General features: G+C 62.0%; 25 protein-coding genes. 9 read left to right on the top strand and 16 right to left on the bottom strand.

Annotated elements, in window-relative coordinates; translation table 11 throughout:
• Positions 1-26 precede the first annotated feature (26 nt).
• The 4 genes from dnaN to NKJ81_RS18240 all read left to right on the top strand — a co-directional run bounded on the left by dnaN (position 27) and on the right by NKJ81_RS18240 (position 3,643).
• Positions 27-1,145 carry a DNA polymerase III subunit beta gene (gene dnaN / locus NKJ81_RS18255; RefSeq protein ID WP_023676920.1) on the top strand — a complete coding sequence of 373 codons (1,119 nt, stop codon included), beginning with the start codon at positions 27-29 and terminating at the stop codon, positions 1,143-1,145.
• 26 nt (positions 1,146-1,171) lie between these two features.
• Positions 1,172-2,320, top strand: a complete 1,149-nt coding sequence (recF, locus tag NKJ81_RS18250) for a DNA replication/repair protein RecF (protein WP_352455124.1) — start codon at positions 1,172-1,174, stop codon at positions 2,318-2,320.
• Between the two features lie 76 nt (positions 2,321-2,396).
• The gene (locus NKJ81_RS18245; RefSeq protein WP_352541272.1) at positions 2,397-3,158 is read left to right on the top strand and encodes a molybdopterin-synthase adenylyltransferase MoeB; all 762 of its coding nucleotides are present in this window, start codon (positions 2,397-2,399) and stop codon (positions 3,156-3,158) included.
• Positions 3,155-3,643: a GNAT family N-acetyltransferase gene (locus NKJ81_RS18240; protein WP_352541271.1), complete on the top strand. Its 489-nt coding sequence runs from the start codon at positions 3,155-3,157 to the stop codon at positions 3,641-3,643. Before NKJ81_RS18245 ends, NKJ81_RS18240 begins: the two co-directional genes overlap by 4 nt.
• A 64-nt stretch (positions 3,644-3,707) precedes the next feature.
• Here NKJ81_RS18240 and NKJ81_RS18235 read toward each other — a convergent pair whose 3' ends face one another.
• Entirely contained in the window at positions 3,708-4,709 is a 1,002-nt protein-coding gene (locus NKJ81_RS18235; protein WP_352470076.1) for a 2-hydroxyacid dehydrogenase, read from the bottom strand.
• A gap of 156 nt (positions 4,710-4,865) precedes the next feature.
• On the opposite strand from NKJ81_RS18235, the gene NKJ81_RS18230 reads away from it, so the two are divergent.
• Positions 4,866-5,423: an SH3 domain-containing protein gene (locus NKJ81_RS18230; RefSeq protein WP_352541270.1), complete on the top strand. Its 558-nt coding sequence runs from the start codon at positions 4,866-4,868 to the stop codon at positions 5,421-5,423.
• A gap of 79 nt (positions 5,424-5,502) precedes the next feature.
• Here the strand turns inward: NKJ81_RS18230 and NKJ81_RS18225 are convergent, their stop codons facing one another.
• Positions 5,503-5,862: a DUF4260 domain-containing protein gene (locus tag NKJ81_RS18225; protein WP_352541269.1), complete on the bottom strand. Its 360-nt coding sequence runs from the start codon at positions 5,860-5,862 to the stop codon at positions 5,503-5,505.
• 9 nt (positions 5,863-5,871) lie between these two features.
• Complete coding sequence (gene irrA, locus NKJ81_RS18220; protein WP_023676913.1) at positions 5,872-6,303, bottom strand: iron response transcriptional regulator IrrA; 432 nt, start codon at positions 6,301-6,303, stop codon at positions 5,872-5,874.
• Between the two features lie 240 nt (positions 6,304-6,543).
• Here irrA and fabA point away from each other — a divergent pair, with 240 nt between their 5' ends.
• From fabA to fabI, 3 genes are all read left to right on the top strand, one after another.
• A complete protein-coding gene (gene fabA, locus NKJ81_RS18215; RefSeq protein WP_352541268.1) occupies positions 6,544-7,062 on the top strand; it encodes a 3-hydroxyacyl-[acyl-carrier-protein] dehydratase FabA in 519 nt (172 codons plus the stop codon).
• Positions 7,063-7,182: 120 nt separating this feature from the next.
• Entirely contained in the window at positions 7,183-8,403 is a 1,221-nt protein-coding gene (gene fabB, locus NKJ81_RS18210) for a beta-ketoacyl-ACP synthase I (RefSeq protein WP_023676911.1), read from the top strand.
• 13 nt (positions 8,404-8,416) lie between these two features.
• Positions 8,417-9,229, top strand: coding sequence for an enoyl-ACP reductase FabI (gene fabI / locus NKJ81_RS18205; RefSeq protein WP_023676910.1), 813 nt, complete (start codon positions 8,417-8,419; stop codon positions 9,227-9,229).
• Positions 9,230-9,265: 36 nt separating this feature from the next.
• Here fabI and NKJ81_RS18200 read toward each other — a convergent pair whose 3' ends face one another.
• The 11 genes from NKJ81_RS18200 to rimP form a co-directional block, all read right to left on the bottom strand.
• Positions 9,266-10,279, bottom strand: a complete 1,014-nt coding sequence (locus tag NKJ81_RS18200) for a class I SAM-dependent methyltransferase (RefSeq protein WP_352541267.1) — start codon at positions 10,277-10,279, stop codon at positions 9,266-9,268.
• Positions 10,280-10,368: 89 nt separating this feature from the next.
• On the bottom strand, positions 10,369-12,516 hold the full coding sequence (gene pnp / locus NKJ81_RS18195; RefSeq protein WP_023676908.1) for a polyribonucleotide nucleotidyltransferase: 2,148 nt from the start codon (positions 12,514-12,516) through the stop codon (positions 10,369-10,371).
• Positions 12,517-12,924: 408 nt separating this feature from the next.
• The gene (gene rpsO, locus NKJ81_RS18190) at positions 12,925-13,236 is read right to left on the bottom strand and encodes a 30S ribosomal protein S15 (RefSeq protein ID WP_280940423.1); all 312 of its coding nucleotides are present in this window, start codon (positions 13,234-13,236) and stop codon (positions 12,925-12,927) included.
• A gap of 140 nt (positions 13,237-13,376) precedes the next feature.
• Complete coding sequence (corA, locus tag NKJ81_RS18185; protein ID WP_352541266.1) at positions 13,377-14,471, bottom strand: magnesium/cobalt transporter CorA; 1,095 nt, start codon at positions 14,469-14,471, stop codon at positions 13,377-13,379.
• Positions 14,472-14,617: 146 nt separating this feature from the next.
• A complete protein-coding gene (truB, locus tag NKJ81_RS18180; protein WP_352541265.1) occupies positions 14,618-15,571 on the bottom strand; it encodes a tRNA pseudouridine(55) synthase TruB in 954 nt (317 codons plus the stop codon).
• Entirely contained in the window at positions 15,571-15,996 is a 426-nt protein-coding gene (gene rbfA, locus NKJ81_RS18175) for a 30S ribosome-binding factor RbfA (RefSeq protein ID WP_352541264.1), read from the bottom strand. The genes truB and rbfA overlap by 1 nt, the downstream gene beginning before the upstream one ends.
• 104 nt (positions 15,997-16,100) lie before the next feature.
• The gene (locus NKJ81_RS18170; RefSeq protein ID WP_352541263.1) at positions 16,101-16,673 is read right to left on the bottom strand and encodes a hypothetical protein; all 573 of its coding nucleotides are present in this window, start codon (positions 16,671-16,673) and stop codon (positions 16,101-16,103) included.
• A gap of 16 nt (positions 16,674-16,689) precedes the next feature.
• On the bottom strand, positions 16,690-19,257 hold the full coding sequence (gene infB / locus NKJ81_RS18165; RefSeq protein ID WP_352470067.1) for a translation initiation factor IF-2: 2,568 nt from the start codon (positions 19,255-19,257) through the stop codon (positions 16,690-16,692).
• The gene (locus NKJ81_RS18160; protein WP_352541262.1) at positions 19,254-19,904 is read right to left on the bottom strand and encodes an RNA-binding protein; all 651 of its coding nucleotides are present in this window, start codon (positions 19,902-19,904) and stop codon (positions 19,254-19,256) included. The genes infB and NKJ81_RS18160 overlap by 4 nt, the downstream gene beginning before the upstream one ends.
• Positions 19,905-19,942: 38 nt before the next feature.
• Positions 19,943-21,538, bottom strand: a complete 1,596-nt coding sequence (gene nusA / locus NKJ81_RS18155; RefSeq protein ID WP_023676901.1) for a transcription termination factor NusA — start codon at positions 21,536-21,538, stop codon at positions 19,943-19,945.
• A gap of 47 nt (positions 21,539-21,585) precedes the next feature.
• Positions 21,586-22,218, bottom strand: a complete 633-nt coding sequence (gene rimP / locus NKJ81_RS18150; protein ID WP_352541261.1) for a ribosome maturation factor RimP — start codon at positions 22,216-22,218, stop codon at positions 21,586-21,588.
• 281 nt (positions 22,219-22,499) lie between these two features.
• Here rimP and NKJ81_RS18145 point away from each other — a divergent pair, with 281 nt between their 5' ends.
• A complete protein-coding gene (locus NKJ81_RS18145; RefSeq protein ID WP_352541260.1) occupies positions 22,500-22,664 on the top strand; it encodes a hypothetical protein in 165 nt (54 codons plus the stop codon).
• A gap of 60 nt (positions 22,665-22,724) precedes the next feature.
• Here NKJ81_RS18145 and trmB read toward each other — a convergent pair whose 3' ends face one another.
• On the bottom strand, positions 22,725-23,426 hold the full coding sequence (gene trmB / locus NKJ81_RS18140) for a tRNA (guanine(46)-N(7))-methyltransferase TrmB (RefSeq protein ID WP_352541259.1): 702 nt from the start codon (positions 23,424-23,426) through the stop codon (positions 22,725-22,727).
• Positions 23,427-23,437: 11 nt separating this feature from the next.
• Positions 23,438-24,727, bottom strand: a complete 1,290-nt coding sequence (metK, locus tag NKJ81_RS18135; protein ID WP_352541258.1) for a methionine adenosyltransferase — start codon at positions 24,725-24,727, stop codon at positions 23,438-23,440.
• Positions 24,728-25,014 lie beyond the last annotated feature (287 nt).

The following is a 25,014-nucleotide window of genomic DNA, read 5'->3' as shown; positions in this document are numbered from 1 at the left end:
ATTCATTCAAGCGAGCCTGTTTTGTCATGCGTGTTATCCTGGAACGGTCAAATCTCCTGAAGTCGCTCAACCATGTTCACCGCGTGGTCGAGCGGCGCAATACCATTCCGATCCTGTCGAACGTGCTGCTCAGCGCCGAGGGGGCCAGCCTTGAAATGAAGGCGACCGACCTCGACCTGGAGGTGACCGAAGCAACGCCGGCAAAGGTCGAACGTGGCGGGGCGACGACGGTCCCGGCACATCTGCTCTACGACATCGTGCGCAAGCTTGCCGACGGCGCGGAGGTGGCGCTGAAGACCGACGAAGACGGCAACGCCATGACGGTGACGTCGGGGCGCTCGAGCTTCCGCCTGCAATGCCTGCCGCAGTCCGACTTTCCCGAGCTTTCAGCCGGGTCGTTCTCGCATATTTTCCGGCTCGATTCCGTCGGACTAAAGGGCCTCATCGAAAAGACCCAGTTTGCCATCTCGACCGAGGAGACGCGCTATTATCTGAACGGCATTTATCTGCACACGCACGAGGCCGGCGGCAAGCTGAAGCTGCGCTCTGTCGCGACCGACGGCCACCGGCTGGCGCGCGCCGAGATCGATGCGCCGGCAGGCTCGGAGGGCATGCCTGGCGTCATAATCCCGCGAAAGACGGTCAGCGAGCTGCAAAAGCTGGTCGACGATCCCGATGTTGCAGTCACCACCGAGTTGTCCGACACCAAGATCCGTTTCACCATCGGCAGCGTTATCTTGACCTCCAAGCTGATCGACGGCACTTTCCCGGACTACCAGCGCGTCATTCCGACCGGCAACGACAAGAAGCTGATTATCGATCGCCAGAGTTTCGCCGCTGCCGTCGATCGCGTTTCGACCATTTCGTCCGAACGCGGCCGGGCGGTGAAGCTTTCGATCGCCGAAGGGCAGGTCACGCTTGCGGTCAACAACCCGGATTCGGGCAGTGCCACCGAGGAACTGGCGGCCGACTATTCGTCCGATCCGATTGAAATCGGCTTCAACGCCAAATACCTGCTCGACGTTGCCGCGCAACTGACCGGCACGGAGGCGAAGTTCATGCTGGCGGATGCCGGTTCCCCGACGCTGATCCACGACATGGCCGACGAGACCGCGCTCTACGTGCTGATGCCGATGCGGGTGTAGGGCCCGAACGGGGCCATCTTGCTGTCGTGACCAGATCTGCAAAACCGCAGCAGACGCACATAAGTAAGCTCACACTTACGAATTTCCGCAACTATGCGGCGTTGGCAATAGACCTTGATCCCGGCGCTGTCGTTTTCTCCGGCGACAATGGCGCCGGCAAGACCAATCTGCTTGAAGCGATCTCGCTGCTCACGCCGGGCCGCGGCCTGCGCCGCGCACCCTATTCCGAGGTGGCGCGCGAAGGCGGCGACGGTGGCTTTGCGCTGCATGCCCGGCTTGACGGGCCGGAAGGCCAGGTCGAGATCGGTACCGGAATATCGGGCAGCGACGGCGAAGCCGGCCGGCGGGTGCGGATCAACGGCGCGACGGCACGCTCAGCCGAAGACATGCTGGAATGGCTGCGCGTGGTCTGGCTGACACCGGCCATGGACGGCCTGTTCCCCGGGCCGGCTGCCGACCGCCGACGCTTCCTAGACCGGCTGGTGCTGGCGATCGATCCTGGCCACGGCCAGCGCGCGCTTGACTACGAAAAGGCAATGCGCGGCCGCAACAGACTGCTCGCCGACGGTTCACGCGACGGTGCCTGGTTCGATGCGATCGAGATGCAAATGGCCGAGACCGGCGTGGCGATTGCCGCGGCGCGTGCCGAACTGGTGCGCCTGCTCGCCGCCATGATCGACCGGCTGCCCGGCGACGGACCGTTTCCGCAAGCCGACATCGGCATCTCTGGCGAACTGGAAGGCGAACTCGGTATTTTGCCGGCCGTCGACGTAGAGGAACGGTTCCGTCGTGCGCTTGCCCAGGGGCGCGACCGCGACCGCACCGCCGGACGCACGCTCGACGGCCCGCACCGTTCCGACCTCGTGGTGCGCCACCGGCCCAAGGCGATGCCGGCCGAGCTCTGTTCGACCGGCGAGCAGAAGGCGCTGCTGGTCGGCATTGTCTTGTCGCATGCGCGGCTAACCGGTGAGATGTCGGGCATGACACCGATCCTGCTGCTCGACGAGATCGCCGCCCATCTCGACGGCGGTCGACGGGCGGCCTTGTTCTCGATCCTGGAGGAACTAAACTGCCAGGCCTTCATGACCGGGACCGATGCCGCGTTGTTTGACAGCCTCAAGGGACGCGCGCAATTCCTGACCGTCGATCACGGCACGGTCAGGCCGACCATTTGAACTTGGTTCATGGCGCACTTCTGAGCGGCATGCATTGATACCTGACAAGCTTTTTCCTCCGCTATATGGTCCGGCGATGATCACAGCCGCCCTCACCGATGAAGAGCTCGAACGCTACGCCCGCCACATCGTGCTGCCCGAGATCGGCGGCGCCGGCCAGCAGCGGCTGAAGCGGGCGCGGGTGCTCGTCATTGGCGCCGGCGGATTGGGAGCGCCTGTGCTCGAATATCTCGCCGCCGCAGGGATTGGCACTCTCGGTATCGTCGACGACGACATCGTTTCGCTTTCCAACCTGCAACGACAAGTGATCCACGGCACGGACATGGTCGGCATGGCAAAAACCGACAGTGCCAGAGCGGCGATCATCCGCATCAATCCAAACGTCGTCGTGGAAGAGCACAATTTCAGGCTGACCGTCGACAACGCCCCTACCCTCATTGCCCGTTATGACATCGTCGTTGACGGCTCCGACAATTTCGAGACACGCTACGCGGTGGCCGACGCCTGCGCCGCGGAAAGCCGGCCGCTCGTGCATGCCGCCGTTGGCCGCTTCGACGGCTCGGTCACCGTACTGAAGCCATTCGAAACCGGCCCGGACGGCAAGTTGAACCCAAGCTACCGCGATCTCTTTCCCGAGGCGCCGCCGCCGGGACTTGTGCCATCCTGCGCGGTGGCCGGCATTGTCGGCGCGCTGACCGGGGTCATCGGCACGCTGCAAGCCATGGAAGCGATCAAGCTGATCACCGGGATTGGCAAGCCGCTGGTCGGACGACTGCTGCTCTACGATGCGCTGGCGGCACGCTTCGACACGATCCGCTACAAGCGAACCAGCCCATGAGCCTGCCTGCCGACGTTTCCATCGTGCAGCTTGCGGCCGATTTCGACCGTTGGGACGAGGTGCTGGCGCTGGTCATGCGCGCCTTCGCCTTTATGGTCGAGGTTGTTGACCCGCCGTCCTCGGCGCATCGGCTCACCGTTGAAAATCTCAGGGCTAGAGCGCTGGAGGAGACAGCATTCCTGGCACTGAAGGGAAACGAGATCGTCGGTTGCGTCTTCGTCCTGAAGCGCGCAGACGACCTCTATATTGGAAAGCTCGCGGTCGAGCCGACGCTTCAGGGACAAGGCATTGGAAAACAGCTGATGCAGGCCGTCGAAGATCTTGCCCGCAGCCGCAACAGGACCGCCATCGAGCTCCAGACCCGGGTCGAACTGACTGGAAACCACGCTGCCTTCGCCCGCCTCGGCTTTCGCGAAACCGAACGGACAGCACACAAAGGTTACGACCGGCCGACCTCAATCACCATGCGCAAGGTGCTTTTGTAAGCAAACGCTATCCAAAAGCGAGCAGGCAGCTGCCGCGACCAGAATTCGCTGCCACGATGGCCGGTCACGCCCGCAGCGGCAGCACGCGGTCGGGCGGGCGATGACCGTCGAAGAAGGCGCGGATGTTGATGATTACCTTCTCGCCCATGTCGATACGGCCTTCGAGCGTCGCCGAGCCCATATGCGGCAACAGCACGACCTTGCCTTTGTGGGCGAGTTTCAGCAGCTTGCTGTTCAGCGCCGGCTCGTGCTCGTAGACGTCGAGGCCGGCGCCGGCGATCTTGCCGTCATGGATGAGCTTGACCAGCGATTCCTCATCGATGATATCGCCGCGCGCGGTGTTGACTATGTAAGCTGACGGTTGCAGAAGCGCCAGCCGCCGCGCCGAAAGCAGGTGGAAGGTTGCCGGTGTCGATGGACAATTGACCGAGATAATGTCCATGCGGGCGAGCATCTGGTCAAGGCTTTCCCAATACGTGGCTTCCAACTCGTCCTCGATTGCCGGCAGTACGCGGTGGCGGTTGTGGTAGTGGATCGAGAGGCCAAACGCCTTGGCACGCCTGGCGACGGCGGTGCCGATGCGACCCATGCCGACAATGCCGAGCCGTTTGCCCCAAATGCGCCGGCCGAGCATCCAGGTCGGCGACCAGCCCGCCCATTTCTTATCGCCGGTCAGCACGTTGGCGCCTTCGGCCAGCCGCCGCGGTACGGCCAGCATCAGCGCCATGGTCATGTCGGCCGTATCTTCGGTCAGCACGTTCGGCGTGTTGGTCACGGTGATGCCTTTCTTGGCCGCTGCCGCAACGTCGATCTTGTCTACCCCATTGCCGAAATTGGCGATCAGCTTGAGGTTGTCGCCGGCCTGGGCAATCAGCGCCGCGTCGATATTATCGGTGACGGTCGGCACCAGCACATCGGCCTCCTTGACCGCAGCCACCAGTTCCGGCTGCGTCATCGGCCTGTCCTCCACATTCAAGCGGGCGTCGAACAACTCGCGCATGCGGGTCTCGACCGGGTCGGGCAATTTGCGCGTGATGACGACGAGGGGCTTCTTTTTGCCTGCCATTGTTTTCCTCGAACCCGATCTCGTTGAGACCTCTTTAACCAAGAACGGCGAAACTGAGAGCCGATCGCGGTACCGGTCATTCATGTAACAAGCGGTTCCGCCGAAGACAAAGAAAAAGGGGCGAAGGCCGATGGGCCGGTGCCGAAAGGAACGAAAGTGTCTGGTTTCGCGTCGCTCCGCCTGACCCTCAGTGCAGCATTCCTCGGCGCTCTCATCCATAGCCCACTGGTGATGGCGCAAAGTGCCGCCGCACCCGCCCAGAGCATCACGCTCGGACCAAGCGGCTTGCCGCTGCCGCGCTTCGTCAGCCTGAAATCCGGCCGCGTCAACTCGCGCGTTGGGCCGGGCGTCAATTATTCCGTCGACTGGATGTATATGAAGCCAGGCCTGCCGATGGAGATCATCCAGGAGTTCGATACGTGGCGCCGTGTGCGTGATGCCGACGGCTCGGAAGGCTGGATCAATCAGTCGCTGCTTTCGGGCCGTCGCACGGCGATCGTCGCCCCCTGGCAGCGCGGCAAGGACGCTCGCGTCAACCTCCTTGACGACCCGGCAAAAGACGCAGGCGTCATCGCGATCCTCGAACCGGGGGTGATGGGCACGATCAAGTCCTGCGATGGCCAGTGGTGCGAAATGACCTTCGACGGCCATACTGGCTGGCTCGCGCAGTCGCTGGTCTGGGGTGCCTATCCCGGCGAAAAGGTCAAGAACTGACTTTCCGAACCGCAGGTCGGGCGGCGCTGCAAGCACCGGATCCGGCATTTGTTTCGCTGATCTTCGGTTCGGGGATGGTTTAGCGGCCGATGCGGCCGAGATGGGTATCCTGGAAACTGCTTGACAGCTTCAAACCATAGCCCAGAGCGCGGTCGATGGCGATGTGGGCGATCCAGATCAGCGCGACAGCTACCGCCATTGCATTGTCAAAGACGCTGCCGACAAGCGCCAGCAGAACGGGGAAGATCAGTATGTGCAAGGCGTTGTAGGCGACGGCCCCGACGCGCGGCCCGGCCATGTAACCCAGCATCGACAGGTCGGGCGCCAGAATGAGCACGGCAAACAGCCACCAGGAAACACCGGCGATTGCATAGAAGATAAGAGCCGCCACCGCGACGGCGACCCATTCGAGCCGGAGCGTCAAATCCAGGAATTTCATAAGTGCCGGTCAGTCGCAGCGTTTCGGACGCAGTCTCACCACGATATCGACATTGGCGATCTCCATGCCCTCCGGCGGCTCCGGCAGGTTGGAAACCGTCACCGGGCCGCTGTCAATATCGAAGATCCTGTTTTCGCCCTCGATATAGAAATGATGGTGATCGGAGGTGTTGGTGTCGAAATAAGTCTTCGATCCCTCGACGGCAAGGATGCGCAGAAGACCGGCCTGGGTAAACTGGTGCAGAGCATTGTAGACGGTGGCCAGAGACACCGGCACGCCGGCGGCAAGCGCCTCCTCGTGCAGTTCCTCGGCCGAAAGATGGCGGTCGCCCTTGGCGAAAAGCAGATCGGCCAGCGCGATGCGCTGGCGTGTCGGCCTCAGACCGGCCTCACGAACCCGCTTGTCCACAGCGACATTATCCTTCCGGCAACCCAGATCCATCTATCCGTCGCGCTCACAGTTCCGCCTCAGACAGGTCCAAAATGGCAGAAATTGAGCATCTGCCGAAACTGGACGTGTCCTGACATATATTCTGTCGACCGAATGCGATCAATAGCGCGCATTGACCCGGGCAGACGGGCAGGTTAAGCGCAAACGCCGGTTTCCGGCCTGAAACAGATTGTGTTAGGAAACCACCGACAAGGGCTCCTTTCGCGCGGGACGATCACGGGGACGAGATTGATGGCGGATCCGAAATCCAGCTACGGTTACGAGGAATTGCTTGCCTGCGCCCGCGGCGAGCTGTTCGGACCGGGAAATGCGCAGTTGCCCTATCCGCCGATGCTGATGTTCGACCGCATCACCGAGATCAGCGAGACCGGCGGTGCGTTCGACAAGGGTTTCATCCGCGCGGAATTCGACATCAAGCCGGATTTGTGGTTTTTCGCCTGCCATTTCATCGGTAATCCGATCATGCCGGGATGCCTGGGCCTGGACGCCATGTGGCAGTTGACGGGGTTCTATCTCGGATGGCTCGGTGAACCCGGCAAGGGGATGGCGCTGTCGACCGGTGAGGTGAAGTTCAAAGGCATGGTCACGCCTTCGGTCAAGAAGGTGGAGTATGGCGTCGACTTCAAGCGCGTGATGCGCGGTCGGCTTGTGCTTGGCATCGCCGATGGCTGGCTGAAGGCAGATGGCGAGCCCATATACGCGGCAACGGATCTGAAGGTCGGTCTGTCCAAGCAATCGGCCGCCGTCTGAACGAAGACCCTGCAGTACGACGTCTTGGACGTCTGATGAACGCTGTAGCACTTTAATTTTGCGCATGGTTCCATTCCGGAAATTGATTTCAGGTTCGGGGTCCGCTGGAAGGAGTTGCGAATGAGACGGGTCGTAGTCACAGGTCTCGGCATCGTGTCGTCGATAGGCAACAATGCCAACGAGGTGCAGACCTCGCTGCACGATGCCAGATCCGGCATCAGCTTCTCCGACTCTTTCGCCGAGCATGGCTTCCGTTGCCGGGTGTGGGGTGCGCCGACGCTGGACCCATCGGGCATGATCGACCGTCGCGCCATGCGCTTCCTGTCGCAGGGTGCTGCCTGGAACCATGTCGCAATGGACCAGGCGATCGCAGACGCCGGCCTCGACGAGGCCGACATCACCAATGAGCGCACCGGTATCGTGATGGGCTCCGGCGGACCGTCGACCCGTGCAATCGTCGAGGCGGCCGAGACCACGATCAAAAACGGCAGCCCCAAGCGGATCGGGCCGTTCGCGGTGCCAAAAGCGATGTCGTCGACCGCGTCGGCGACGCTTGCCACCTGGTTCAAGATCCACGGCGTCAACTATTCGATCTCATCGGCCTGCTCGACGTCTGCGCATTGCATCGGCAATGGCTACGAGCTGATTCAGTGGGGCAAGCAGGACATCGTCTTCGCCGGCGGCCATGAGGATCTCGACTGGACGATGTCGGATCTCTTCGATGCCATGGGCGCCATGTCGTCCAAGTTCAACGACAGGGCGTCGGTCGCCTCACGCGCCTACGACGTCGATCGCGACGGTTTCGTCATTGCCGGCGGCGCCGGCGTGCTGATTCTTGAAGAGCTCGAGCATGCCAAGGCACGCGGCGCCAAGATCTATGCCGAGATCGTCGGCTATGGCGCGACATCGGACGGCTACGACATGGTGGCGCCGTCGGGCGAAGGCGCGGCGCGCTGCATGAAGCAGGCGCTCGCAACGGTGTCCTCGCCGGTCGACTACATCAATACGCACGGCACCTCGACGCCGGTCGGCGACTCCAAGGAAATGGGCGCCATCCGCGAGGTGTTCGGCGAGAAGATGCCTTTCATCACGTCGACCAAATCGTTAACCGGCCATTCTCTGGGCGCCGCCGGCGTGCAGGAATCGATCTACTCGATCCTGATGATGCAAGGCGGCTTCATCGGCGAGAGCGCCCACATTGAGAACCTCGATCCGGAATTCGAGGGCATGCCGATCGTGCGCAAGCGCATCGACGATGCAAGGATCGACACCGTTTTGTCCAATTCGTTCGGTTTCGGTGGCACCAACGCAACGCTGATTTTCCAGCGCTATTCCGCATAAGGATTTGCCGACCATGGACGGATTGATGAAGGGCAAGCGCGGGCTTGTCATGGGTGTTGCCAACGATCATTCGATCGCCTGGGGTATCGCCCGCAAACTGTCCGAACATGGCGCGGACCTCGCCTTCACCTATCAGGGCGAGGCCTTCGGGCGCCGGGTCAAGCCGCTCGCCGAGAAATTGGGCGCATCCCTGGTGGTGCCTTGCGACGTCGAGGACAGCGTGTCGGTCGCCGCGACTTTCGAGACTTTGGGGAAGGCATGGGGCGGGCTGGATTTCGTCGTCCATGCCATCGGCTTTTCCGACAAGAACGAGCTGAAAGGCCTCTACGCCGACACGAGCCGCGACAACTTCATCCGCACAATGGTGATCTCCTGCTACTCCTTCACCGAGATCGCCCGTCACGCCGCCACATTGATGAAGGACAGCGGTTCGATGATCACGCTGACCTATGCCGGTTCGGTCCGTGTCATGCCGAACTACAACGTTATGGGTGTCGCCAAGGCGGGGCTGGAGGCCAGCGTCCGCTATCTCGCCAACGACTACGGCCCGCGCGGCATCAGGGTGAACGGCATATCGGCGGGACCGGTACGGACGCTTGCGGGCGCCGGGATTTCCGACGCACGCCACATGTTCTCCTACCAGCAGCGCAACTCGCCGCTACGCCGTACAGTAACGATCGATGAAGTCGGCGGCTCCGCGCTCTATTTGCTGTCCGACCTGTCCTCCGGCGTCACCGGCGAAATCCATTATGTCGATTCCGGCTATCACATCGTTTCCATGCCGACGCTTGACGAATTGAAGCAGACCGACGGCGGGCGGGAATAGCGCGAGCGACGTATCGCCGGCTTGCCCCGCAGGATTTCAGCGTCGCGCCGATAAGACCTTGAACATGCCGTCGCGGGCGAGCTCCGCATGGCTGGAGAAGGCGGCCGCCAGCACCGGTTCGTAGGGAAGCTGGCGGTTTGCCACCATGAACAGCCGGCCGCCGGGCTTCAGCGCCTTGCCTGCCGCGCGGATCATGCCGGCACCGATTTCCGGCTCAGTCGCCCGGCTGCGGTGAAAGGGCGGGTTCATGACGACCACGTCGTAGCGGCGCTCGACCGGTTCGCTCAACAGATCTATCCAGAAGAAACGTGGCTCCACGCCTATGTTGCCGACATTGGCCTTGGCCGCCTCCAGCGCCTCGAAGTCCGCTTCGTAAAGGTCAAGCGCCGATATGCCGGGTGAGCGGGCGGCGACTTCGGCGGCGACATAGCCCCAACCGGCACAGAAGTCCGCAACGCTGCCACGCAGATCGTTGGGCAGATTTTCGACTAGCAGCTTCGATCCGGCATCGATCTTGTCGAAGGAAAACATGCCTGGGGCCGTGCGGAAGCGGTCCTCGACCACCAAGTCCGGATTGGCGGCGCGAAGCGTTGCCGCGGCAACGGTATCGGCCGGCCGGCGAAACCAGAAGGCAATGCCGTGATGCTTCGGCAGGTGGCCTTCGAGCGGCACAAGGGCGCCGACATGCTTGCGCAGGCTGGCGATTCCATCGTCCTTGCTGCCGGCGACGACGATCAACCCGCCTGGTGCTGCGCGTTCGACCGCTTCGGCAACGCGCAACTCGTTTTGGCCGCGATGGCGGCCAGCGAGCACAAATGCCGCGTCGAAAGCCTCGCCTTCGACCTGCGGCGTGACCGCGAAGCCGGACGCCTGCAAGGCGCGAAAGTGCGGCCTGAAGCCTTGGACAAGATGAAGCTTGGCATCAAAACTTTCGGGCAAGCGAAAGCCGGGCTCGGCACCGAGAAAGAGTATGCGTTCATCCTTTCGTGGCAGGGAGACAGCACCGGCCTCGAACGGATGGAAAAGCGTTTTCAGCGGCTCGGCGGACATTCACCACTCTTGAACTGCAAGGCTGTTGTTGAAACGCAAACGGGCGCGACCTTCCGGCGCGCCCGCTTCGATTGCATAGTTAGATCAGCTTAGGCGGCGTTTTCTTCGCCTTCGCTCTTCTTGTCGCGCACGATTTCCTTGCCGGTGGCCTGGTCGACGACCTTCATCGACAGGCGGACCTTGCCGCGCTCGTCGAAACCCATCAGCTTGACCCAGACCTTGTCGCCTTCCTTGACCACATCGGAGGTCTTGGCGACGCGGTCATTGGCGAGTTGCGAGATGTGGACGAGGCCGTCACGCGGACCGAAGAAATTGACGAAAGCGCCGAAGTCGGCGGTCTTGACGACCGTGCCTTCGTAGATTTCACCGACTTCCGGCTCGGCGACGATGGTGTGTATCCACTTCTTCGCCGCCTCGATCTCCTTGGCATTGGCCGAGGCGATCTTGACGGTGCCGTCGTCCTCGATGTTGATCTTGGCGCCGGTCTTTTCGACGATCTCGCGGATGACCTTGCCGCCCGAGCCGATCACGTCGCGGATCTTGTCGGTCGGGATGTGCATGACCTCGATGCGCGGCGCGAACTCGCCGAGCTCGGCACGTGCGCCGGACAGCGCGTGGGCCATTTCGCCGAGAATGTACTGACGGCCATCCTTGGCCTGGTCGAGGGCGATCTTCATGATCTCCTCGGTGATGCCCTCGATCTTGATGTCCATCTGCAGCGAGGTGATGCCGTAGGCGGTGCCGGCAACCTTGAAGTCCATGTCGCCGAGGTGGTCCTCGTCGCCAAGGATGTCGGAGAGCACGGCGAAGCGCTCGCCTTCCTTGATCAGGCCCATCGCAATGCCGGCGACCGGCTTGGCAAGCGGCACGCCCGCGTCCATCAGAGCCAGCGAGGTGCCGCAGACGGTAGCCATCGACGACGAGCCGTTGGACTCGGTGATCTCCGAAACGACGCGCAACGTATAGGGGAACTGGTCGGCGGTCGGCAGCATCGGCCGGATGGCGCGCCAGGCGAGCTTGCCATGGCCGATTTCGCGGCGGCCCGGCGAACCCATGCGGCCGGTTTCACCGACCGAATAGGGAGGGAAGTTGTAGTGCAGGAGGAACTTCTCCTTGTACATGCCGGTCAACGAATCGACATACTGCTCGTCCTCGCCGGTGCCGAGCGTGGCGACGACCAGCGCCTGGGTCTCGCCGCGAGTGAACAGCGCCGAGCCGTGCGTGCGCGGCAGGACGCCGACTTCCGAGACGATCTTGCGGACCGTCTTCAGGTCGCGGCCGTCGATGCGCGAGCCGGTGTCGAGGATGTTCCAGCGCACGACCTTGGCCTGGAGCTCCTTGAACACGGTGCCGATCTGTTCGGACGTGTATTTGGCCTCTTCGCCTTCTGCCGGCGCGAACGCGGCCTTGACCTTCGCCTTGACGGCGTCGACGGCGGCATAGCGCTTCTGCTTGTCGGTGATCTTGTAGGCGTCGCGAAGCTCGCCTTCGACGATCTTGAGCATCTCGGCTTCAAGTGCGGAATAGTCCGGCGCGTTGAAGTCGCGCGGGTCCTTTGCCGCGACTTCAGCCAGCTTGATGATCGCGTCGATCACCGGCTGGAAGCCCCTGTGGCCGAACATGACGGCGCCGAGCATAAGGTCCTCGCCGAGTTCCTTGGCTTCGGACTCGACCATCAGCACGGCGTCGGCGGTGCCGGCGACGACTAGGTCGAGCTTCGATTCCTGCATCTCGTCGACATGCGGGTTGAGCACGTATTCGCCGTTGATGTAGCCGACGCGGGCGCCGCCAACCGGACCCATGAACGGCACGCCGGACAAGGTCAGGGCGGCGGAGGTGGCGACGATCGACAGGATGTCCGGGTCATTTTCGAGATCGTGCTGGACGACGGTGACGACGATCTGGGTGTCGTTCTTGTAGCCTTCGGCGAAGAGCGGCCGGATCGGGCGGTCGATCAGGCGGGAAACCAGCGTTTCCTTCTCGCTCGGACGGCCTTCACGCTTGAAATAGCCACCCGGGATCTTGCCGGCGGCGTAAGTCTTCTCCTGGTAGTTGACCGTCAGCGGGAAGAAATCGAGGCCGGGTTTCGGCTCTTTCATCGAGACTACGGTGGCGAGAACCTTGGTTTCGCCGTAGGTGGCCAGCACCGCGCCATCAGCCTGACGCGCGATCTTGCCGGTTTCGAGAATGAGCGGACGGCCGCCCCATTCGATTTCGACTTTGTGGTAATTGAACATGTCTTGTCCTTCGTATGCGGAAAGGGCCGCGCCGTTTCAGCGTGCGCGGATGCCCCTTTCCCTTGGCTTCCTTTCTCGGGCAGCCACGGGCAAGACAACGGGAGGCTCGGCTTATTCGGCGCGGTGCCGCACGAGCGTCCTGCAATCCTGCCCCATGACCGTCCATGGGCGGTTTCGAGTAGCCCTCTGCTGTTTCGAAACCGGGTTGGCCAATCGATCCGACTGGCCTTGCGCGTGAACCCGAAAACCAGGTTTTCGGAAAGTATCCTGCGCAAATCTAAACTTCAGAGCGTCCTTTGCGCGTCCAAACCGGTGCGCGGCGCTCTGCTTTCTTCATTGGAGCCTTGGATGATCCGATGCTCCAATGCGCGACCGGCGGGCTCTCGAAAGAACCCGCCGGTCAATTCGTCAACGGCGCAGACCGAGCTTCTCGATCAGTGTCTGATAGCGCGCGTCGTCCTTGCGCTTGAGATAATCAAGCAGGCTGCGGCGCTGGGAAACGAGAGCGAGCAGACCACGGCGGGAATGGTTATCCTTCTTGTGGTCCTTGAAATGGTCGGTCAGGTTCTTGATGCGCTCCGAAAGGATGGCCACCTGGACTTCCGGAGACCCGGTATCGCCCTTGGCGGTTGCGAATTCGCCCATCAATTCCTTCTTGCGTTCGGCAGTAATCGACATCGTGTTTTTCCTTGTCTGTTTGAGGAAACGGGACGCCCTCAGCCGGGATGTCGTCCAGCAGGGGCCGGTGCAAGCAACGCGTCAAAGCGCGAAGCTGCGGCGCATATAGTGCAATTCCGACAAAAAGGCCAGCCTAATTCACAAGCCGGCTTTTTGCTGCATAAACGGGCACTTCCGCCTAGTCAGAGCCATTTCTTCCATTTGAAGTACGCAAAGAGCCCGACCGCAACAAGCGCCATGAAGACGAGCGACAGGGGATAGCCGTAATAGGCTTTCAGCTCCGGCATGTTCCAGGGCGAGGTGTCGGGGTCGAAATTCATGCCCCATACGCCGACGAGAAAGGTAAGCGGCATGAAGATCACCGAGACGATCGTCAGATAGCTGATGACGTCGTTGGTGCGCGCCTGGCTGAGCGACAAGTGCATCTCGATCAGGCCGGTCAGCATGTCGCGCTGGGTTTCGACCAGTTCGATCAATCGCAGCGAATGATCGAGCGTGTCGTTCAGAAATATCTTGGTTTCGGCCTTCACATAAGAGACGTCGTTGCGGATCATGGTCGCCAGCGCGTCGCGCATCGGCCAAAGCACGCCCTTCAGCACATTGGCATCGCGCCGCAATTCGTGAAGCTGCCGCATCTGATGCTTGTGTGCCTGGTTCAGCATCTGCTCCTCAATGCTGTCGACCAATTCGCCGGCAGCCTCGATCGGCGGGAAATGGCTGTCGACGATAGCGTCGATCAAAGCATAGGCGAGATAGTCGGCGCCGCGCGAGCGCAAGCGGTTGGGCACCGAGCTTGCGATCCGCTTGCGCACGGGATCAAACGGGTCGCCTTCGCGCTCCTGGAAGGTGACGACGAAGGTCTTGCCGAAGAAGATGGCGATCTGTTCGTAACGGTGCGCGGTGACGTCGTCGATCATCCTGACGACGACAAAGGCGTGGTCCTCGAAGAAATCCACCTTCGGCCGCTGACCGGTGTTGACGACATCTTCCAGCGCAAGCGGATGCAGGTTGAAGATCCGCCCGATCTCCTCGATCAGCTGGATGTTGGCGAGGCCTGTGCAATCGAGCCAGATAACCGGCCAATTGTGGCAATGGGTGTTGACGTCGTCGATGCTGGCATTGTCGATGGTCTTGAACTTTTCGGGCGAGATCAACGTCAGCCTGAGCTCCGAGCGGCGCGCCGCCGGGTCGGCGATCAGCGTGCCCGGCGAAGCCCCGACCGGCGGCCTCCGTGTTTTGAGCGCCGCTCGTTTGTTGACCGTGTCAGCCTTTGCCATGTGCCCCCTCGAGTGCAGCGTCGAACGGCACTACAGCGCAGCGCATCCTTTCGGACGGCAAACGACGCCGTAGGCCTGTTGATTTAGCGCATGATCCTTTCCCAAAATAGAATCCGGTTTGTAGATCATGCGCCGGGCGACAGCTGTTACCCGACAAAGACCCGCTTTGGCTTGAACATGCCTTGCTCGATGGCGCCGATGGCGACCAGCTTGCCGCGCGCGGTGGCGCAGGCCTCCTCAGCTTCTACCGGCGCGTCACGGCCGCGAATGATGACCGGATTGCCGAGGCGGATTTTGGTTGCCGCATCGTCGCTGATCGCAACCTGCGGCAAGCATTCGAGCGCCGCGGCGGTGTCGAGCAGAAGGGCATCGATGGTACCGAAGTCGATCGGCGCGTCTGCTGCTTGCGGCTCGCCCTGCTCGCCGAAGCGGGCGGCCTCCAACTCGGCCAAGGTGACGAAATCTTCCTGCGTGAACGGCTCGACCTCGACCCGCCGCAGCTCGGCGATGTGACCAAAACAGCCAAGGTCGCGCCCCATGTCGCGCGCCAGCGAGCGGACATAGGTGCCCTTGCCGCATTCGACCTCGAAGATGGTGCGATCTGCCATGTGCTCGACCAGGTCGAGCCGGCCGATCTCAACCTCGCGTGGCGGAATGTCGATCGTCTCGCCATCGCGGGCAAGGTCGTAGGCGCGCTCGCCGGCGATCTTGATCGCCGAAAATTGCGGCGGCGTCTGCATGATGACGCCGGTATATTTCGAAAGCAGCGCCCGTACGTCGGCTTCCGCCGGACGGCGGTCCGAGCTTTTGGTCGCCGGGCCTTCGAGGTCGTCGGTCGAACGCTCCTCGCCCCAGGCAACCGTGAAGCGGTAGACCTTGGCGCCGTCCTGGACGTATGGCACGGTCTTGGTCGCTTCGCCGAGCGCGATCGGCAGCATGCCGGACGCCAGCGGGTCGAGCGTGCCGGCATGGCCGGCCTTTTCCGCCTGGAACAGCCATTTGATCTTGGCGACGGCTTCAGTCGAGCCCATGCCGACCGGCTTGTCCAGTACCAGCCAGCCCGAGATCGGCCGGCCCTTCTTCTTGCCGCGACGCGCCACTATTCGCTGTCCTTCCGGTCGTCTTTGTCTTTGTCGTCGGCGCTGAGATCGCGCGCCACTTCGGGCGAGTGCAGCAATTCGTTGATCTTCTGGAAATTGTCGTAGCTGGTGTCGAGCCGGAAGCGGAATTCCGGCATGTACTTCATCTGCCGCAGCGCGCCGGAGACACGGCCGCGGACGAACTTCGCATGCTTGTTGAGCGCTTCGACCACCACGCCGGCATCCTTGGCGCCAAGCGGCGAGACGAAGGCGGTGGCGATCTTCAGATCGGGCGACATGCGCACTTCCGAGACCGACACCACGGCATTCTCGATCAACGGATCGAGGATCTCGCCACGTTGCAAGGTTTCCGACAGAGCATGGCGCACCTGCTCGCCGACGCGAAGCATACGCTGGGATGGGCCAGCCGATGGTGGTCTTGGCATGAAAATTCTTCCTTCGCGCGGGTTCGAACCGCCTCAAACCGCTGACTTAACGCCGTTGGGCAGGTTTGGCTACCCTGGGCAACTGACCTTAATAGGTCTTCGTTCTACGACCGAGCCTGAGTTGCCCAGATTTTTATTTTCTCGAGCGCATCGGCGGGAACGACATCCCTTGGGATAAAAACGAAACGGGTACCGTTATCTATGAGGAAAAACAGGTAGTCGTTGCTCAGTTGCACCCGTTCTATCCTTCGATTCTTTATCGAGTTCTCGTCCAAAAACTGAATAATATACCCATCGAAGATCTTTACCGGTTCGGTGATATTGCCAATTTTCTTATTATTTACTTTCCTTTTAAAGAAACCAAAAAAACTACGAGCTACTATAATATATATAGTCCCCATCGCAATTGGGGTGAGAACGTAAATTGTCTCACTGGAGACCACGCCCTTTGAAAGGTACTCCAGCAGAGCGACGGCCAACGCAGATGTCCAGATAATCAAAAGAACTGAGGCTATCAAAATCAGCCAAGCAAGACCTGTGAGAATCCAACGCCTGGATCGACCATACCGCAGGTCGGAAAACGAACGCGCAGCACGTTTAAGCTGCGTATCATTTGTTTGGAAGGTATATTCCCATAGAGGGAACATACCTTCCAGATTTGAAGCGTCCTGGCCCATATCGGTGCCAAGCGCTTTACAGCGTCCTGGTCACCATCTCGACGCGGAAGCACTCGATGACGTCGCCGACGCGCATGTCCTCGTAGTTCTGGAAGGCCATGCCGCATTCCTGGCCGCCCGGAACTTCCGAAACCTCGTCCTTGAAGCGCTTCAGGGTCTTCAGCGTGCCTTCGTGGATGACGACGTTGTCGCGGATCAGGCGGACGCCCGCACCACGCTCGACCTTGCCTTCGGTGACACGGCAGCCGGCGATCTTGCCGACCTTGGTGATGTCGAAGATCTCGAGGATCTCGGCATTGCCGATGAAGGTCTCGCGACGCTCCGGCGAGAGCAGGCCGGAGAGCGCCGCTTTCACATCATCGACCAGATTGTAGATGATCGAATAGTAGCGGATCTCGATGCCTGCCGCAGCCGCGGCTGCGCGGGCCTGCGCATTGGCGCGAACGTTGAAGCCGATGATCGCAGCCCCCGAAGTTTCCGCCAGCGACACGTCGCTTTCGGTAATGCCGCCAGCCCCCGCATGGACGATGCGGGCGCGCACCTCGTCGGTGCCGAGATTGTCGAGCGCGGCGTTGATCGCCTCGATCGAGCCCTGCACGTCGCCCTTGATGACCAGCGGGAATTCCTTCAATCCGCTGGTCTGCAACTGCGACATCATCTGTTCAAGCGAGCCGCGCTGGCCGGCATGCCTGGCCACCGCCTTCTCACGCGCCAGACGCTGGCGATATTCGGTGATCTCGCGGGCGCGGGCTTCGTTGTTGACCACGGCGAAGCGGTCGCCGGCCTGCGGCGTGCCTTGCAGGCCGAGCACCTCCACCGGCATTGCCGGCGGCGCTTCCTTGACCTGCTCGCCGCGATCATTGACGAGTGCGCGTACCCGGCCCCATTCGTTGCCGGCGACGAGAATGTCGCCCGGCATCAACGTGCCGGTCTGCACCAGCACGGTAGCGACTGGGCCGCGGCCCTTGTCGAGCTGGGCTTCGATGACCACGCCTTCGGCGGTGCGGTCCGGATTGGCCTTCAGGTCGAGGATTTCGGCCTGCAGCAGGATCGCTTCGAGCAACTTGTCGAGATTGATGCCCTTGGTCGCCGACACCTCGACATCCAGCACCTCACCGCCCATGGATTCGACGAACACCTCGTGGCGCAGCAGTTCCGAACGCACCTTCTGCGGGTCGGCGTCATGCTTGTCGATCTTGTTGATCGCCACAATGATCGGAACGCCGGCCGCCTTGGCGTGATTGATCGATTCGATCGTCTGCGGCATGACGCTGTCGTCGGCTGCCACCACGAGGATGGCGATATCGGTCGCCTGGGCACCGCGGGCACGCATTGCCGTGAAGGCGGCGTGGCCGGGCGTGTCGATGAAGGTAACCTTGTGAGCGTTCTTCTCGACCTGATAGGCGCCGATATGCTGGGTAATGCCGCCGGCCTCGCCGGAGACGACGTTGGCATTGCGGATGGCATCGAGCAACGAGGTCTTGCCGTGATCGACATGACCCATGATCGTTACCACCGGCGGACGCGGCTGCAGGTCCTCGGGACGATCGGCGATGTTGAACAAGCCCTCTTCGATGTCGGACTCGGCGACGCGGCGGACCGTGTGGCCAAATTCGGTGGCGACGAGTTCGGCCGTGTCGGCGTCGATGACGTCACCAGGCTTCAGGATCTGGCCCTGCTTCATGAAGAACTTGACCACGTCGACAGCGCGCTCGGACATGCGCTGCGCCAGCTCCTGGATGGTGATGGTTTCGGGCAGGATCACTTCACGCATGACTTTCTCGCGTGGCTCGTTATGCAACGCGCGCTTGAATTTCTCCTGACGGCGGCGCATCGACGAGAGCGAGCGGGCGCGCGCATCCTCGTCGGAAAGCGCCGAATTCAGAGTCAGCTTGCCGCGGCGGCGGTCTTCCTCGCCCTTGGTCGGTTTGGCCGGACGCGCCACTTCCGGCGTAACCAGACGGCGCACTGGTGCGCCGGCACCGGTCCGCTTCGGTTTGACCTCTTCCTCGTCATCGACTGTTGCCAGTTCGGCGGCGAGCGGCGCACGGCGGCGCGCCTCTTCCTCGGCACGGCGGCGGGATTCGGCCTCGGCTTGCAGCCGTGCCTCTTCCTCGGCCTGACGGCGAGCCGATTCCTCGCGCTCGCGGCGGCGGCGCTCTTCGTCCTCGCTGCGGCGCTTGGCTTCCTCGATGGCGCGCTGGCGATCCTCGACATCGCGGACCTTCGAGCCCTCGAGAGCCCGGCGGCGTGCTTCCATTTCCTGGCGCGACAACTCGTTCAGCACCATGCCGCCGCGTTCGACCGGCGGCGGAGGGGGAGGCGCCTTGGGAGCTTCCTGCACGGCAGGCGCTGCCGCGACCGGCTTCGGCGTGAAGACGGACACAGGCGCTGCCGCCGGCTCCGGCTTGTCGCCGGGCAGCGAGAACTTGCGCTTCTTGGTCTCGACGACCACCGACTTGGTGCGGCCGTGCGAGAAGTTCTGGCGCACCGTGCCCTGTTCCATACCGGGGCGCTTCAGCGTCAAGGTCTTCTTCGGCGTAACACTCAGCGTCTTGTCGTCGCCCGATTTCGTATCGCTCATTCCATATCCTCTGCGGCATCATCTTCGTCAGCAACGGCCGCAAGCATTGCCAGATCGTCCGGGGAACCGCCCCGATATCGGTCGAGCGCAACCATGCGCTTCTGGACCGCCCTGCCCGCGTCTCCCGCGAGAACGGCAGCATGTATCACATTTGTACCCCCCAATGCCAAGCTCAACTCGGCCTCGGAGAAAAGTTTGTAAGCGCGGATCGCAGGCCCGCCAAGGTGGACGGTTGCCCGTCGCGCCTGGCTTATCTTGCGGACGCCATCGTCGGAAGCCTCGGTCGCGTGGAGCACGAAAAGTGCAAGTCCGCCGCGCACGGCGCTCTCGACCTTGGTCGCTCCGAGCGCTATGGCGCCCGCCTTGCGGGCCAGGCCAAGCATGCCCAGAGCGGACCTGGAAAGTAGCGCGTCGACCATGCCGCCAAGATCGGCCGGCACGCTCACCTGCGCCTTAAAAGCACGGGCAAACAGATTTTTGGCCGCTGCCTTTTCTATATGTAGGCGGTCGGCCGTCACCCAGCAACCGCGGCCGGGCAGGTTTCTCTTGATGTCCGGAACGACGGCCGAACCCGGGCCGACGACGAAACGGATCAGTTCATCCGGTTCGGCTTGCCTGCGGGTGACGATGCAGGTGCGATCGTTCATCTCGTCCAAGGGCGGGTTCGGTGCGATGCGGTTTCACCTCACGCACCGACGGTTTCGTCAGCCGGCACGCCCTCGGCGGCAAGCTCGTCTTCGGTGATCCAGCCAGCCTTCAGGCGAGCGGCCAGGACCATCTGCTCGGCATCGGCGCGTGATACGCCGTGGTTGGCGAGCACACCCGGGAATACCTTCGTCTCGCCGTCCTTGCGTTCCTTCCAACCGGTCAGGTCGTCGGCGGCGTAGCCGGCGAAATCCTCGATCGTCTTCACGCCGTCCTCGCCGAGCGTCACCATCATGGCGGTGGTGATGCCGGGAATCTCGCGCAGCTCGTCCTTGACGCCGAGCGCCTTGCGCTTCTCGTCATGCTCGGCTTCGATCTTCTCCAGATATTCGCGGGCGCGGGTCTGGATTTCCGAAGCCGTGTCCTCGTCGAAGCCGTCGATCGACGCGATTTCGCCGGAGTCGACATACGCGACCTCCTCGACGCTGGTGAAGCCTTCGGAAGCGAGCACCTGGCCGACCATCTCGTCGACGTCGAGGGCTTCCATGAACAGCGACGACCGTTCGACGAATTCCTTCTGGCGGCGTTCGCTCTCTTCCTGCTCGGTCAGGATGTCGATATCCCAGCCGGTGAGCTGCGAGGCAAGACGGACGTTCTGGCCGCGGCGGCCGATGGCCAGCGACAGCTGATCGTCGGGAACGACGACCTCGATGCGCTCGGCATCCTCGTCGAGCACGACCTTGGCGACTTCCGCCGGCTGCAATGCATTGACAATGAAGGACGCCGCCGAAGGCGACCACGGAATGATGTCGATCTTCTCGCCCTGCAATTCACCGACGACCGCCTGGACGCGGCTGCCGCGCATACCGACGCAGGCACCGACCGGATCGATGGAGCTGTCGCGCGAGATGACAGCGATCTTGGCGCGCGAACCCGGATCGCGGGCGACCGACTTGATCTCGATGATGCCGTCGTAGATTTCCGGCACTTCCATGGTGAACAGCTTCGCCATGAACTGCGGATGGGTGCGCGACAGGAAGATCTGCGGGCCGCGCTGTTCGCGGCGCACGTCATAGACATAGGCACGGACGCGATCGCCATACTTGTAGTTTTCGCGCGGAATCAGCTCGTCGCGGCGGATGATCGCTTCGCCGCGGCCGAGATCGACGATGACGTTGCCGTATTCGACGCGCTTGACGGTACCGTTGACGATCTCGCCGATACGGTCCTTGTATTCGTCGTATTGCCGGTCGCGCTCGGCCTCGCGCACCTTCTGCACGATGACCTGCTTGGCGGACTGGGCGGCGATGCGGCCAAAATCCATCGGCGGTAGCTGTTCTGCAATGAAATCGCCGAGCTGGGCGTCCGGATTGCGCTCGCGCGCCGAGGAAATGGCAATCTGCGTCGCGTAGTCATCGACCTTCTCGACCACTTCCATCAGCCGCTGCAGCTTCATCTCGCCGGTGTTGGCATTGATGTCGGCGCGGATATTGGTTTCCTGGCCGTAGCGCGAGCGCGCGGCCTTCTGGATCGCATCGGCCATGGCGGCGATGACGATCGACTTGTCGATCGACTTTTCACGCGCGACCGCATCGGCGATCTGCAGCAGTTCAAGCCTGTTGGCGCTTACAACCATCTTCTTTCTCCCGAGCTTGTTGCCGACCTTTACGGCCGGCAGCCCAATCACATTTCCTGTTCGGTTTCGTCTTCCGCACCCTCTGGTGCGTCTTCGGGTTCGCCGCGGCGTTTCTTGGCTTCCTTGCGCGCCCGATTGTCCTTCGACAGCGCATCGCGGATAAGGTCGTCGGTCAGAATCAGCCGCGCTTCGGCAATCGCATCGTAGGGAACACGTACCGTCGGCTCCTCGCCGTAAGCGGCCTTGTCACGCTCGATCAGCACACCGTCCGCGTCGCTTTCGGCGATCTTGCCCTTGAAGCGCTTACGGTCGGCGACGAGAACCGACGTTTCCATCTTCACCAGATGGCCGGTCCAGGCTGCAAAGTCCGATTTGCGGACCAGCGGCCGGTCGATGCCCGGCGACGACACTTCGAGATGATAAGCCTTCTCGATCGGATCATCGACATCGAGCGCCGGCGATACCGCCCGGCTGACCTCTTCACAATCCTCGACCGTCATGGTGCCGTCCTCGCGCTCGGCCATGATCTGCAGCGTCAGCCCGTTCTGGCCCGACAGGTGCACACGTACCAAGCGGAAGCCAATGGCGCGCAGTACCGGCTGAACGATCAGCGCGATGCGCGCATCGATGCCGCTTTCGCGGATGATGCGGTCGTCGCCTTCGCTTGCCGTCACTGTCATTCGGTCCTGTCACTCGATTTCTGTTGGTCGGCAGGTAATAAAAAAGAGCGGGACCGGGTGGACCCACTCTTCGTCATACCGACCAAGAATTTGAAGCTGATATAGACGATCGTGGTCCTCGTTTCAAGCCCGTCCTGCATGACGGCAAGGCTCCGAGTCCGCAGCACTGCGCCAAATGCATGGCGCCCATGCAGTGATCACCGTTTGAGCACCGGCCACGCACGACTATCTACGTTGCATTGCACAATTGGAGCGCTCACTGCGCTCGATAGGGTCCCATCATGAACAATCGTGGATTTTTTTCAGCCATAGGCAATGTCTTTAGCGTGTTCGGCAGCGCCGTAGCCGCGTCGCGGGCTGTGGAATGCGGTCGCAAGCCGCGTGCGCATGATCTGCGCAATCTCGGCATGGAGCCGGCAGCCTTCAACAAGATCCGTCGCTTCTGAGCCAGGTGGGCGCCGAGAGCCTTCGGCCCGCTCGCCTTGTGCTCAGCTCTAATTTCCCGCTTATTTCCGCACGAAGGTGAGATAGGCGGGCCGTCGGCCTTCGCGAATGGCCTTGGCCTCATAGCGCGTCCCCGGCCAGCCATCATAGGGCCGGTGCCAGTCGGCTGCTTCGCTTGCCTGCCACGTGAAGGCGTCGTGCGCCCGGCAATGCAGGAGCGTCCAGTTCACATAGCTGTCGATATCGGACGCAAAGTGGAACTTTCCGCCGTGCTTCAGGACGCGCGCGAAGCGGTCGAGATTGACCGGGCTGACGAAGCGCCGCTTCCAGTGCTTCTTCTTCGGCCACGGATCCGGATAGAGAAGGTCAATGCCGTCAAGCGAAGCCTGCGGCAGCCAGTCCAGCAGACGTGTGGCGTCGTCGTCATAGACGCGCAGATTGGCAAGCGGCCGCTCCCGGACCGCCATCATCATCTTGGCCATGCCGTTGACGAAAGGCTCGACGCCGATAAAGCCGGTCGCCTGGCTGGCCGTAGCACGGTGCAGAAGATGTTCGCCGCCGCCAAAACCGATTTCGAGCTGGACAGCCGAAACTTCGGCTTCGAAAAGGCTGCGCAAGTCGGCCGGCGGTTCAACCGTCAGATCGAGCCTGTAGACGGCGAAGCCGCTCTCCAGCGCCGCTGCCTGTTGTGGTCGAATGGTCTTGCCGCGCCGGCGACCGAAAAAGGCCTCGGTCGCGCGGCTTGGCCGGTCCTTCGGATCCATAGGCGCCGCGGTTAGGCGGCGACTGCTTCGGCGACCGGTTCGGCGAGAGCGTCCTTGAGCGCCTTGGCGAGGTCGGTCTTCTCCCAGGAGAAGGATCCGTCGCGGCCGGCCTTGCGGCCAAAATGGCCGTAGGACGACGTCTTGGCATAGATCGGCTTGTTGAGATCGAGGTGGCGGCGGATGCCGGACGGCGACAGGTCCATCACGGCGCGCAGTGCACGCTCGAGTTTTGCCTCGTCGACCTTGCCGGTGCCGTGCAGGTCGACGTAGATCGACAGCGGCTGGGCGACACCGATCGCATAGGAAAGCTGGATGGTGCAGCGATCGGCGAGCTTTGCGGCAACCACGTTCTTGGCGAGATAACGCGCCGCATAGGCCGCCGAGCGGTCGACCTTGGTGGTGTCCTTGCCAGAAAAAGCGCCGCCGCCATGAGGCGCAGCCCCGCCATAAGTGTCGACGATGATCTTGCGGCCGGTCAGGCCGGCGTCGCCATCAGGCCCGCCGATGACGAACTTGCCGGTCGGATTGATGTACCAGTTGCAATTGTCGGCAATCTTCAGGTCGCCCAGTGCTTCGCGAATATAGGGCTCGACGACGTTGCGCACCTTCTTCGAATCCCACGTCTCATCGAGATGCTGGGTCGACAGCACGATCTGCGTCACTTCCGCCGCTTTGCCGTCGACATAGCGGACGGTGACCTGGCTCTTGGCATCCGGCCCGAGCCTGCCGGCATCACCGCTGCCTTCATGGCGCGCAGCCGCCAGCAATTCGAGGATCTTGTGGCTGTAATAGATCGGCGCCGGCATCAGGTCCGGAGTTTCGCGGCAGGCATAGCCAAACATGATGCCCTGGTCGCCGGCTCCCTCCTCGCCTTGCCGGTCGGAGGCGTTGTCGACGCCTTGGCCGATATCCGGCGACTGGCCGTGCAGCAGGACCTCGATCTTGGCTGTCTTCCAGTGGAAGCCGGCCTGCTCGTAGCCGATTTCGCGGATCGCCTTGCGAGCGACCGACTTGAACTTGGCCGGGTTGACGATCGGATGGCCGACCGCATCCTTCAGGACGTTGCCCTCCTTGTCCTTCTTGAGCAGCGTCTCGGGGACGCGCACCTCGCCGGCGATGACAACGCGATTGGTCGTCGCAAGCGTCTCGCAGGCAACGCGGACCTTCCACGGGTCCATGCCGGTCTTTCTGGCTTCGCGATAGACGAGATCGACAATCTCGTCGGAGATGCGGTCGCAGACCTTGTCGGGATGGCCCTCGGCAACGGATTCCGAGGTGAAGAAGTAATTGTGCCGCGTCACGGGTGTCCCCTCTTGAAAAAAATATCGGCAGGCCGCCGATTTTGGCGCGCCAGTTGTTAACGGTGCCGGGCGTCGCTCGTCAAGCCATGCAGCCGTTCTGGCATGAATTTTGACGTTATTATCTTCGCATCCAGAGACGGCGGCAGGGCGCACTGCGATCAGCCCTTGCACCAACAGATAGAGGAAAACGGCTTCGAGGAAGCGAGTCGAGCGAAATCGATCTGCGCTTTAGCGCATCTGCGGAATGAACATCCCTCAATGCGCGCAGCCGCGAGAAATTGCATGCC

This window comes from Mesorhizobium sp. M0018, from assembly GCF_040323955.1.
GTDB lineage: Bacteria > Pseudomonadota > Alphaproteobacteria > Rhizobiales > Rhizobiaceae > Mesorhizobium.
This window is presented reverse-complemented; position numbering and strand designations above follow the sequence as displayed.